Genomic DNA, 12717 nt, shown 5'->3' with positions numbered 1-12717 from the left:
CGTCCGCTGTCTTGGTGCCATTCCAACCAGCCTTCACCTTCTTCGGCATCTGTCGGTGCTGGTGGTTTGACGTGCATGTGTGCGTGGTATAGGTAGATGTTCCATCCCAAGATGCCCCAGACTTTGGGGAGTGTCGTCGGAAGATCAACGAGATTTAAGAGCGCGTCATCGGCACCTAAGAAATCCGACCAGCCCCAGTGTGAGTCGGGCTTTGCCCTGCCAGTTGCAAGTGCTTTGTTATGCAAGGTGTCCACAGCATATATCAACTGTTCACGCATCTCTGATGAGAGTGCATTTGGGACATATAGATAGCCATTTTCTTCAAAGTGGGTGCGTTCTTCTTCTGTGATTAAGTGAGGGAGATACTTCTCAGGCGAAGCCTCCATACCAATGTTAAGAAGTTCGTTCATGGCAATTTCTCCTTGATTGCGCTGCTGTATAGGTGACTGTGTGAGCGGACGCAAAAATTGGACGGATTACCGGACAAACTCATCAAGAAACTCGCGTGAGCGGATCAAACCGTCGGATTCTGCTTCCCACGTGCGCCAGTAACGGTAATCTTCGAGTTCAACACTGACAATACCGTCAAATCCTTCATCCTCTAAACGTTGAACGACTCGTAGCCAATCCACAATACCGTCACCCGGAATGGTATAACGCCACCAATCTTCACCGAAGCCGCGAGGACTTTGGAAACTCGGTCCCAAATTACCGTGCAGGTAGAGTGCTTCTTCATCAAAAGTAGTATCTTTCCCATGAACGTGTTTGACATAAGATGCGAATTCGTTCAGGGCGCGTAGGTAGTCGATACCGATTCTGACAAGGTGCGACGGATCGTAGTTGAGTCCCAAACCCGGAGAGTCGCATTCTGCGAACATCGCACGCCACATCTCTGGTGTGCAGCCAAGGGCAGGATAGTCTGGAGCAGAACCAGGCCATCCTTCAACGGCGATCGTTACACCTTTAGAGGCAGCAAATTCAGCGACAGGTGGAACGGTCTCCTTCCAAATATCAAAATTTTTTGCCCTGCCGAGGCTGGCATCTTCCGGCACAAAGACGCAGAACATAATATGAACGTCATTATCAGCAGCGGTTTCGATGGCGGCTTTCGCTGCAGAAGCGCCGGCTTTCTGTTTAGATTTTTTCGCGCTGAGCAGGTCTCTTGTACCTGGGAGATCCGCGCTGCCGATAGCCAGACCGGCATCTCTCGCGGTTCGGACGATTTCGGGGGTGACTTCTCCAATATCAACGGCATCAAACCCGTTATCTACACACCACTTGCAGAAATCTGCGAAGGGTAATTGACGGGCTGTGCCCGGAATACGTAATCCTATTTTCATATTTTTAATTATTAAGTTTCTGCGCCGATTTTTCCGTAAATCGGGTTCCTGATGAAAATGAGAGCGAGATTTTGAAAAATGCTAATAGCGCATAGTTACAAATTTGCAATGCCCTTCAACACCTCGCCAGCAGTGAAAATTATGGTGAAACCTAAAAATAAATAGACATTTTCCTTCCCTGGTAGGCGAGGTTTCCTAACCTCGCCGATGCAGAGTGTCTAATTAATTCTAAATTTCACTATGAATGTGAATAGAATATCTGTTCAAGTTATGCTTGAGCAATAGACGTTTGTTAAAACCCCATTAGTCCGCAGCAGCGGCGGCATACGGGCATGGGACCATCGTTACTTACGGACTGCCGGAACTTCATTGCCTTTTGATTATTCCACATATCAACGACTTTATCCGTTTTGATATTGCCGATGATATAGTCGTGGTAATCACGGCAGAGACTTACATCGCCATTGCTATCGATTTCCATTGTCATGTAGATGCTAACACACTGGTTGTATCCAAAGGTTTGCTCATGATCGGTGTAATAGCGTTGGATTTCGCCTTTTGTATTGAGTCTCGGCATCATGATCGGTGGGCAACGTCGCTGTTCGTTGGAGAGATTTTCCATCTCTTCAAAGCGATCCAAGATTACGCCATGGTCAAAGTCCTTCCACGTTCCGATCCAACCGTAATGCGTTTGCGGTTTGAAACCGAAACGTTTCTCAAAATCTTCGGTATGTTCCTGCGCGGATTGCGAATCTATCCACCATGTCAGATAAAAGATTTGCGCATCGGCATATTGACTGGTGAACTTATAGAGATCTACGACCTCATCTATGTTATACATTGTGACGCAGCTCAGCGGAATTATATACGGGAATGAGATATTCCGTTTTTCTTTTTCTGCACTCAGTGTTTCCAGTGCGGCTTTGACATCTTTGAAGTTATCGTAGTTTTCAGATACACCCGGGCGTTGCGTGTTGTGAATCTCCTCATTCGGTCCATCGACGCTGAGGTAGATAATTTTGCAAGTTTCCAAAATATCGTCGGCACGTCTTGCTATATTCGTTGCGTTGCTAACGAGCGATATAGGCATTCCGCGATCTTTGATGTAGTGCATTAATTCAATAAGTCCGGGGTAAAGCATCGGTTCGCCGCCCCAGATATACCAGACGGGTGCCCAGCCTTCATCAACAATCTGATCGACGAGATCTTTATAGACTTCAACAGGGACTTCGCGTTGTTTGAGTTCTTTGAGAGATTTTCCGTGAAGGTAGCCGTTGTCGCCCCACTGTCCACAAGAGTGGCAACGGAGGTTGCACATATCGGTTATGCGGAGGCTTACCAATTGAATAGCGTCGCCTTTGCCGTGTTTTGCGCCGAGGGGGTGTCGCCAGTTGAAACTCTCTTTGGCGAGTTGATAACGCATGAGTTTGCGCGAAGTCCCCCAATCCTCTGATATGGCGGTGGCGAGTTCATTGACAAGAAATCTTGATGAGATTCGACTTCGTAGTGCCATCTATTCTCCTTTATGAGTTATCAGTTATCGGTTCTCGGTCACCAGAGGAATAGTTTTCAGTTATCAGTTAGGTTTTCTCTCACTGCGAGGCATGAAAAACCTTTCAGTTTTCAGAAAGAGGCCTTAGGATTATCTTAACCCTCTTTAACTGACGACTGACTACTGATAACTGCCAACTCTAATTCTGACTACTGATAACTAACTTAAGATTCGTTTTCTGGTTTTACCAGTGTAAGTGCCGCAGAATTCATACAATAACGTTTGCCAGTCGGCGGCGGTCCATCGTCGAAAACGTGCCCAAGGTGTGCATCACACCGACTACAGACGACTTCAGTGCGCGGCATAAAAAATATACTGCGGTCTGATTTCGTCTCAATAGATTCGGCGGAGATTGATTCCCAAAAACTGGGCCACCCTGTTCCAGAGTCAAACTTAGTTTCGGAACTAAAGAGCGGGTTATCGCAACAGATGCAGTGATAGGTACCCTGTTCTTTAGAATCGTGGTATTCCCCCGTAAAAGCGCGTTCTGTACCTTTCTTCCGAGTCACTTTAAATTCTTCTGGTGTGAGTTGTTCTTTCCATTCTTCTTCCGATTTGATGACTTTTTCTGCACCCATTTTCGTTCACTCCTCCCGTGAATATAAGGCAAAACCTACTGTTAAAAAGTCCTTTCTGAATACTATGCCATATTTTCAGAAAAAAATCAAGAATGTTTGAAATCCGGTGTACAATTACACTTCAAGCATTGTCTTTCTGCTTTCGCTTAACCGCACCTAAGACCCGACACTTTGTCGCCGACAGAATTTCATATCGTACCCCACCCCAGGTGATTTTGCGTTGAAAGATAGCATATACAGCATTGAGACCCGCGAGAAATACGCTAACTGAGGTGACGTAGGAGGAGATGCCGATTGTCTGCCGGACCTTGGGCATGTTTTGGAGCCAACGCGGTAAGTTTTTGGAATAGAGCCGATAGCTGAGTGCTTCGAGAAAAAGGATAAAGATGACCGGTAGTAATTCTCTTCTATGGAATAGAAATGGGATTGATCCGAACACAAAGAGACCTTTTGGCAGAAACACAACAAGACTCGCAAGCCATTGCCGCCAAAGTCCCATGTGAAACGTCATAATCATCTGGCGGTTCGTAAACTCGATAACTTGGTTCCATGTGCGATTGGCAGTGTGTGTTATTGCGACACAATCGGGGACAAAATGCACCTTATGTTTAACATCTTGCATGGCGAGCGTCGTGTTAAGGTCTTCGATTGTTGCCTGTTCCCAACGTTCAAGAATTTGTGCTTTTTCGAGCATCTCACGTCGGAAGGCATTGGAACCTCCCCACACCATTGTGAGTGGATGATCGCCCTGGATGCTCATCTGAAAGTTAACCCAGATGGATTCCACAAGGGACGCGATGTTCCATGTTTGCGGGAAATAGAACCGTCCACCGACAGTCGTCCCTATATCGGATTCTTGGAGCGGATTCACAAGCAACGTTAACCAGTCTTCACGAATAGCGACATCTGCATCCACAAATGCGATAACTTCGATATCGTCGGGGAGTTTTTCTATCACCGTTATGAGGTTCTGTACTTTTTGTGAGCGCGGTAAGTTGTTGTCAACGATGTTCGGTGCTAATAACACATGGATGTTTGGATGCGGTTCGGCAATTTCACAGAGGTGTGGATAAGAGACATCATGTCCTGAATCCGCTTTTTGGTGTGTGACGAAGAAAACCTCGTACGCGCCTGCGTAGTCTTGATGTAGAAGGCCTTTGACATGTTCTGCTGTGTCAGCGTCCCATCCGTAATGCGGTGCGATGATTGCTGCCTTTGGTGTGTAGTCCGGTCGCCTCGCGTTGCGTTCGCTCCGCGCGTAAAAAAAAGATCGCGTAATGATGAGTAGTTGGACAATGAAGAAAAAATAAGCCGTTGCGATAATGTACGTCTGCATAGTGTTCAACCGTTACTCTTCCGAAGTACGGACCCGTTCAAGTGTTGTTTTCAGTTTTGGGATGAGTTCTGTATTGAGCAGAAAAATTAAATTCGGTTCATGCTGAAGTCGGGCGTAGAAACGCCCGGACGCTTCTACTTGGTTTCCGACTTGCAAAGTATATACTTTCTGGTTCCGCAGCTCGACGGTCAGCTGCATGTTCGGTTTGTCTAAACCTGTGGCAGCATCGGTAGGTATGGATTGGTTCCCTACAAATGCGTCTACCATCAAATTATCAAGTTCGTAAATGATGGCGTTCACTTCGGCGTTGTTTGCATCCTCGCGTACCGGTGCGGTGAGTCGCCAGTTCGTCCCCAGACGTTGGCATGTGAAAGGTGTTTCCCCAGGCAAGGTCGAAGTAAGCCGAATTGCGTTGTCAATATGGAAGTTGAGGACCTGTTTATCCCGTAACCACGCTGGCCCCAAGGCGATATTATCGATTAAATCACGTTTCACACGGGTGACTTGGTTTGACTGCTCAGGTTTGACATAGACGGTTCCGTCCTGCGTATGGTCTCCGATGAGTAGGACTACTGGCTCGTCTTCACCGCGTTGCGTGAACCCAACTCGGATTGACGGTGATGCTAATCCATAAGATGCAAGGTTTTTGGTAGCATCATCGACAAATGCGACAGCCTCAAGAGAATCTACGCCGAAAAGTAGGTCGTCTACTGCCTTCGCGTCTGTTTTTAGTTTTCCTGTTGGCGTTTTCAATTCCCAGATGTTATCAAGGTTTTTCGTGCAAACAGTTGTCTCCTCATCTTGTTTGATTTCAATGCGAACCGTATCGATGCGTTGAAAGTCAATAACCCGCTTATCCCGGAGATCAAAAACAGATTTATTGAGAATATTATAGATGTCTTCAGCCACAGTGTAGATGGCATCTTGATAAACGGCAACCTTGGCATAGACGCGTCCCTGCCTGCCGTTTTCATAGGAAACTGAAGCACCGATGCCAAGCATGTAAGTCTTATCGTCATCTATGAGTTTCATCTGGATACGTGGATCATCTAAACCGGACTTTTCTAACCGTGTGAGGACATTGGCATCAGGACCGTCAGTTTCAAAGGATGACACTTTCAGTGAACGCAATTCCGAAAGCAAAGTTTCAATTTCTTGGACATCTGCTTCGGCTTTGATTGGATGTATAACGTGCCATGTCCCGTCTCGTTTTTCACAATTAATTGTGCTTGGTTGACCGGTGGAACCTGAATTCCTATGTATAAACTGAATACTTGAGACTGTTGCCGGATTGAACTTAATAACTGACCGGTCGCGAAGGTCTGTCGGGGATTTCGTCAGATCATCAAGGGCACTGGATTCGATGAGAAAAATATGTTTTTCCGACTTCTCTTTGACATAGACAGAAAAGTTAATTGCTTTTTTGCCGATAAAGAAAGTTGCTGCCGAGGAATCTCCTTCTGTCCAAAGCGAGAGTGTTATACTCGGTGTATCCAGTCCATACTGTGCTAACTCCGTCACTTCAAGGGTCTGCTTGATCCCTTTGTTGAGGATGTCATCTAACATTTGGCTGACGCTCTCGCTGTCTGCATCTGCCTGAAATGGGGCGGTGAGTCGCCAGTTACCCGTTGTATCTTTTACCAATTTCAGATTTTGATAGGCCGCATCTGCGAACGCAATTTCCACCTGTTGAACTGCATCGCGTGCCACGCCGTAGACCTGATGAATCGCAGGCTTCTCGTTTTCAGTCGGCTGATCTGACGGTTCCTGAAAAAACAGGTAGTACGCCCCACCAATGCCTATGAGGAGAACAATGATGACAAGCGTTGTTCGGAAGTTCACGCGCTCCCTCCTTCGCGACGCTGCCACCAAACAACTAACCCGCCAATGAACACAATTAAAGGGATAAGGAAGACGGAGGTTATCTGCACGAGACGGATATCTTGGACAGCCATCCGACGCAAGGCTTGTTGCCTCAGATCAATGGGGCGGATGGCGATGAGGTCTTCCTCTAATGTGAGCCAATTGATTGTGGCTAAAAACAGGTCGCGACTTGCGGATCGAAAAAAGATATTTGTTGCGAAGTCTGAATCCCCGAAAACAACGATTCGGGTTGGACTTTCTGTCGTTTCAGTTGCTGTATTTCCACTTTGAGAGCTTGTATCCGGCTGGCGCGGTTGATTTTTTTCTTCAGCTGCGACTGCAATAGATATAGGCCCCGGCATATCTAATCCAGCGGTGTATGATTCCGTATTGAAGGTTTCATCGATTTCACGCTCCGTTTCTGCCCAACTCACACCCGTCGGATTGATAGTTTTTGCGAGGCTTTTCACATCCAGTGCAGGTTTTCCTGCGCTATCTGCTGCTTTGCGATCTTCCAATGGTGTAACAGAGCGGGTAACCGCGAACGGGATTGACACTTGCATAGCGGATCGGGTGATGTCGTGCGGTTGAAAACTTGAGAAAGGAGCAGAGGGGCCCAGCTCGAAAACAAAACTGACCCTGTCAACTACCAAGTCGTTTCCTACGGCTATCCCCCATCTTTTCATCAGTTGAACGAGTCCTTTGTTCACATCTTTTGCGGAGGTTAACGATGGATCAAGCAATAGGAGCAGTTTCCCGTTTTGTGCAAGGTATCTTGACACCAATCCGATTTCGTGGGCAGTCAAATCATTTTTTGGACCGGCAATGACGAGTACCTCACAATCTGCTGGAACAGCGGGTTGGGTCAGGAGTGAGAGGGGGACTGCAGCATAATTCTGATTTTCGAGTTCCGCTTTTACTTCGCTATATCCTGTACTGTTGAAATCGTCCAAGGAACGTTCTTCATGTCCAACAGTAAAATAGATTTTCTTTGTCTGTTTTCGGACAAGTTTGAGAATGGCACTTGTGAATTTCTGCTCTTCAAGTATGGTGACCTTTTCTTGCCGTCCGGGTGTCTCAAAAATTACTGTGCCATCTCTGCGAATATTATACTTCTCTACCAGCTGAATGTCAATGTAAGGATTCGCATGAGAGATAGTTAAGGAGTCGCTTTCGTGCTGATACAGCGCTAACATCTCTATTGTGCGTTGTCGGTCTGCTGGTGGAACTTTTTCGCTCATAAATGTGGTTATATGAATTTCAGTGTTAAGGGATTTCAGGATTTTTTGGGTCGGTTCCGAGAGGCTATAAAGTTGGTCGCGGGTCAGATCAGCCCTTTTATCGAGCCGTTGTACCACAATAGCGTTGAGGAAGACCGCTATACCGATAACGCCAACGATACTCAGCGCAACGTTTGCACCGTAGCGGGCTTGACGGCTGATGAAAAAGTTAACAAAGTCGGCGAATCGCAGTCGGGTAAAAATAGCCAATGCAGTAAGGCAAAAGAGCAGGAGTATCCAAAAGACAGTTTTTGCTCCAAAAAGCAGGCTTACCACTGCAGCGAAACCAAAAATTAAGGCGAGGAACCCAAACAGCGGTCCTGTAACGTTTTTGCTCGGCATCTCTTATCTCCATTTTGATGACTCAATGGACTTGAACGTCGCAAACAGGCAGACCCCTGTAAAACTCAGATGGTAGGTAACATCTTTAAGCAGAATGACCCCACGCGTAAAATCGTCATAGTGTTCAAGCAACGACAGATAACTCAGAAGTTCCCCGATGGCTCCGTATTGAGATGAGAGCGAACCGATGACCCATAATGTTATGAGGATACCAAAACTCGTCAATGCTGCAACGAGTTGATTTTTACACATTGACGACATGAGCAATCCTAAAGCGAGGAAAGAGGAACCGATAAGGATAACACCGAAATAACCGCTCAACAGTACGCCGCCATCCAAGGGACCGAAACGTTGCGTCAAGAGCGGAAAAAAGAGCGTCAAGGCGAGCATTATGAGTAGCAGTACCCAACTCGCGAGAAATTTGCCGAGGACTACCTGTCCATCTGTAATGGGTGAGGTCAGCAAGAGTTCAATTGTCCCTGATTTCCGCTCTTCTGCAAAGAGTTTCATCGTCAACACGGGTGTAAAAAAGAGCAGGATGATTGCCATATTGCCGAAGAGCGTTCCTATCACCTGTGTGCCGGTACCAGCCTGCTGTCCGCTTGTCGAAATTAACAGAATAGAGAAAAGAAATCCTGAAATTGCTGTGAAAACAAAGCAAACGAAATAGGCGATGGGTGAGACAAAGTAGGTATAGAGTTCTTTTGTGCAAACTGCGAGAATGTTTCTCATTATTTTTAATTAATCGTCAAGTGTGCGGATAAGCCTTTAGGGCATTAACGGTTTTTGATTAAGATCCGCACGCGCCGTTGTTCGTGCCGCTGGCATTGGCTGATTTCAATTTCAGACCTTACACAGATTGATAATTGCGTGAATTCTAAAGCCTTTAATCCACGACTTTCAATTTTTCTACAACTCCTTAACAAATCGCTGTCGAACCTGTCCGACAAAGAAGGGACCGAGTGATTCAATGTATTTGGTCGTCTGCTCCGTTTGACGCATATCCTGTATCAGTCGCGATAACGGATATAATTCGGGGCCGACTAACCCGATAACGAATTCGTTGTCATTTGTATCTAACCCGAAGCATGCCAACCGGATGTCGCTTGCGTGTCCACCCGCGGCGTAACTGCGACCGAGCATAGCATGTTCACCTAAAATCCGCCCGCGTTCGCGGGGTTCAAGACGATAGAATTCGGGATTTCGGCGCAACGGGTACCAAATTGCCCATGGGAAATCGGGGTTAAGGACGTTTTGAAGCGGTTTGTTGATAAGCCATTCTTCCAAATCGGGCTCCCTGCCGCTTGAATAGGTACGACCTATCATCGTCATTTCTGGCCGATATGAGATCTCACGATAGAATTTACGTTGCATGTCTCGTAGGGCACGCGATTGGTACATCAAGCCTGCCGGATCCTCAGCGAAAAGGAGTACACCGAGACCTGCAGGATTATTCAAATCGTCATAGAAAACTGCAGCAGGTAGACTATAATTGCTCGATTGAATATGTTCAATAATCACCTCTGGGGATAAACAATGCCCAAAAACGTGAAGTTGAAAGAACAGTCGCTGGTCGCTAACTTGCGGTTCTCCATCAATCGGTGCCCCGACTTCTCGAAGGTCTACCGGTTCTGGTCGTGTAGGTCTTTTTCCTTCAGTGTTCATAATCTTAGTAATCCGTTTTAAGAGATGTCAGCCGACAGTCGGCATGGTGATAAGGTGCGTCAGTAAAAAGGTTTCCGTTTAACAAAAATCTCTTGTGACTGAGAACTGAGAACTGAGAACTGACAACTATTCAACCCTTTGTGCTATATGAGGCACGAATCCACTCTTCAAGCACCTGATCCGGATTTTCCACAACTTCCTTTGGAAAGGCGAATTTGGACTGTCCGGTGTTCTGCTTGATGAGGTTCAAACCGTGCTGATAACTTTCAAGGAGTTGGTCACAGATCAACTGTATCTCCGTTTCATCAGCAATCGCACGTTCACAGATAAGATTGGTTGCTTCGTTATCAAATTGAATCTGTAGTTGATGTTCGGCGTAAAATTGTGCCTCGTACCGGCGGACCTGTTCCTGCATCACGGCGTTTCGGTTGTAATCAGCATCTTCGGTTATCCGCTTTAGTTCGACATTTGGGGCATCTACAACCGCGTCCGTGACGACGAATTCGCTAACACCGGTGGAAGGCAGATTAAATTTATAGTCCCGTAAAACCTTTTCGCAAACTGTCATTAACGCCCGGGCACCTGTTTTTTGCTCGATCGCTTTCTCGGCGATGCGATGTAAACCGCTGTCCGAAAATAGGACTGTGATTCCATACGCGCGGAAAGCGTTTTCATATTGCCGAATAATTGAGCCTTCGGAATGCTTCAAAATATAGAAAAGGTCGTCTACTGTTAGTTCACCGCAAACGACATGCACAGGGAGTCGTCCGATGAACTCTGGTTCAAAACCGAAGTCGATGAAATCCTTCGGTGTGACATCCTCAAAATACTGTGACGCGTCATCGGCTTGACTGGTAATTTCAGCGTTGAATCCGATCCTGCTTTGATGCATACGTTTCTTGATAATCTTCTCCATACCAGTAAACGCACCGCTGATGATAAACAGGATATGCCGCGTGTTGATAACCTCTTTTTCAACTTTGCCGCTTTTTTGGAATTCCATCGCGGCGCGCATCTGTGAAGCAACATCGTTTCCTGCACGCAGATCAACTTCGGTCTCCTCCATCAATTTGAGTAGCCCGATTTGCACACCGCGCCCGCTCACATCGCGCCCGATGATGTTCGGTGGTGTCGAGATTTTGTCCGCTTCATCGAGATAAATAATGCCGTATTGTGCCAATTCGAGATTGTCGTCGGCTTGTGTTACCAATTCACGGATTAAGTCGTCTACATTGGCACCGACGTAGCCTGTTTCGCTAAATCGGGTGGCATCCGCTTTCACAAACGGCACACCGATAAGTTTGGCGATGTGTCGGATCAGATACGTCTTGCCGACACCCGTCGGACCGAGCATGACGATGTTCTGTTTTGAGTAGTCGGTATCGGCAGCATCGGGATTTTCGTGGCATTCCCGGACGTGGTTATAGTGGTCGCAGACGGCGATAGCGAGTGCCTTCTTCGCCTCGTCCTGCTTAATCACGTACCGGTCGAGATACTGCTTAATCTCTTTCGGTTTGAGATCAAATTTCAGATCAAAAGTCTTTTTCGGTTCCGGTGCTTCTGCTTCGCCTTCAGGTGTCGGTTCGTTAGCCGTTGCGTTTATCAAGCGGACAGTGCCACCGTACTTCTTTTGCCAAAATTCTTGAAATTCCTTTTCAATTTCTTCAGGTGTGGGTATTTTCTTGTTTGTGCTCATAACTTTGTTATACTGTTCCTGTGAGTTCACGGCGGACAATTTCGGTCCCCGCTACCATTGTTTTTAGTTTGGCGGCAGCTGCCCATCGCGCCGTTTGACTGAAACCACAGTCTGGTGTGATCCCAAGTTTTTCAGGACAGACATGTTTGAGGGCTTCTCGGAGCAGTGCCGCGACATCTTCCGGTGTTTCTACGTAGTAGTTTTTGACATCAATGAGTCCTGCGGCAAGTTCTTTGTCGTTTGGGAACTCGCTCCACAATCCGATTTCTGCCATCTCTCGGTTTGCAAATTCCAGTGCGAGTTGGTCAAAGGCTGCCTCAAGGATATGTGGGAAAAGCGGACGGTAAGAACGTTTACCGACGGCTCTACCGCGGTAGTTACCGAAACAGATATGCAGTCCAATTTTTGCTGATACACCTTCAACGGTGTGGTTGAACAATTTCACGAATTCCTGCGGTCGGTCGGGATAGACAGCGTAAGAGGGTTCATCCAACTGAATAAATTCTGCACCTGCTTCAACAAGCTGTCGGAGTTCTGTGTTGATAATCTCTGCACACGCATAGGCGACTTCAAGCCGTTCTTTGTAGATGCCACCCGTCTGGATGCGTCCTGAGAGCGTGAACGGCCCCGGACATGTCACCTTGAGTGTTTTCGTTGTTTCGTTTTTCGCGAATTCAAATTCCGGGAGGATACCGAGTCCATCGGGTGCTGCAAGCGGAACGGAGGGCAGCCATTTGCCGCGCTGATCGTGTCCGTCGGGTCCTTGTGTCCTCGGCGCGGGGAGTTGTTCTAACCCAGTAAGCCGCTCATAGAAGCCGAGCACAAAATCTTGGCGACGCATCTCGCCTTCTGTTACAATGTCAACCCCGGCGCGCTCTTGGTCAGCGATAGCGGTTCGGACTGCGTCGTCAAATGTTTCGTTAATATCCGTTTCGCCGAGTTCACCGCGTCCGATTGCTTCCAGTGTCACGCACAGCCAACTCGGTGGTGCGTAACTTCCAATAGTACTCGTAGGTATCAAAATGTCCGTCTCTTTCATATACGCCTCTATTTTTTGGCTCGGAA

At 47.1% G+C, this 12717-nt stretch carries 11 protein-coding genes; all 11 read right to left on the bottom strand.

Translation table 11 applies throughout. The annotated features are described in order from the left end of the window. Positions 1 to 410, bottom strand: a 410-nt coding sequence (locus tag OXH00_02165) for a hypothetical protein (GenBank protein ID MCY3739806.1), incomplete at its 3' end; no start/stop codon positions are given. A gap of 66 nt (positions 411 to 476) precedes the next feature. Continuing rightward, positions 477 to 1340 carry a sugar phosphate isomerase/epimerase gene (locus OXH00_02160; protein MCY3739805.1) on the bottom strand — a complete coding sequence of 288 codons (864 nt, stop codon included), beginning with the start codon at positions 1338 to 1340 and terminating at the stop codon, positions 477 to 479. Positions 1341 to 1632: 292 nt separating this feature from the next. Continuing rightward, complete coding sequence (locus OXH00_02155) at positions 1633 to 2853, bottom strand: radical SAM protein (GenBank protein MCY3739804.1); 1221 nt, start codon at positions 2851 to 2853, stop codon at positions 1633 to 1635. Positions 2854 to 3056: 203 nt separating this feature from the next. Beyond that, a complete protein-coding gene (msrB, locus tag OXH00_02150) occupies positions 3057 to 3470 on the bottom strand; it encodes a peptide-methionine (R)-S-oxide reductase MsrB (protein ID MCY3739803.1) in 414 nt (137 codons plus the stop codon). 121 nt (positions 3471 to 3591) lie between these two features. Continuing rightward, positions 3592 to 4806, bottom strand: a complete 1215-nt coding sequence (locus OXH00_02145; protein ID MCY3739802.1) for a glycosyltransferase family 2 protein — start codon at positions 4804 to 4806, stop codon at positions 3592 to 3594. Positions 4807 to 4818: 12 nt separating this feature from the next. Continuing rightward, positions 4819 to 6648 carry a DUF4340 domain-containing protein gene (locus OXH00_02140; protein MCY3739801.1) on the bottom strand — a complete coding sequence of 610 codons (1830 nt, stop codon included), beginning with the start codon at positions 6646 to 6648 and terminating at the stop codon, positions 4819 to 4821. Continuing rightward, positions 6645 to 8291, bottom strand: a complete 1647-nt coding sequence (locus tag OXH00_02135; GenBank protein ID MCY3739800.1) for a Gldg family protein — start codon at positions 8289 to 8291, stop codon at positions 6645 to 6647. Before OXH00_02135 ends, OXH00_02140 begins: the two co-directional genes overlap by 4 nt. A gap of 3 nt (positions 8292 to 8294) precedes the next feature. Then, on the bottom strand, positions 8295 to 9023 hold the full coding sequence (locus OXH00_02130) for an ABC transporter permease (GenBank protein MCY3739799.1): 729 nt from the start codon (positions 9021 to 9023) through the stop codon (positions 8295 to 8297). A 177-nt stretch (positions 9024 to 9200) separates the two neighbouring features. Beyond that, positions 9201 to 9956: a chlorite dismutase family protein gene (locus OXH00_02125; protein MCY3739798.1), complete on the bottom strand. Its 756-nt coding sequence runs from the start codon at positions 9954 to 9956 to the stop codon at positions 9201 to 9203. A 130-nt stretch (positions 9957 to 10086) separates the two neighbouring features. Beyond that, complete coding sequence (locus tag OXH00_02120; GenBank protein ID MCY3739797.1) at positions 10087 to 11652, bottom strand: AAA family ATPase; 1566 nt, start codon at positions 11650 to 11652, stop codon at positions 10087 to 10089. A gap of 7 nt (positions 11653 to 11659) precedes the next feature. Beyond that, positions 11660 to 12691 (bottom strand): methionine synthase, encoded by a 1032-nt coding sequence (locus OXH00_02115; GenBank protein ID MCY3739796.1) that lies wholly within the window; start codon positions 12689 to 12691, stop codon positions 11660 to 11662. Positions 12692 to 12717 lie beyond the last annotated feature (26 nt).

Source organism: Candidatus Poribacteria bacterium (genome assembly GCA_026706025.1).
In the GTDB taxonomy this organism is placed as follows: domain Bacteria; phylum Poribacteria; class WGA-4E; order WGA-4E; family WGA-3G; genus WGA-3G.
The sequence above is the reverse complement of the archived record's forward strand: the minus strand, read 5'-3'. Positions and strand labels throughout refer to the sequence as shown.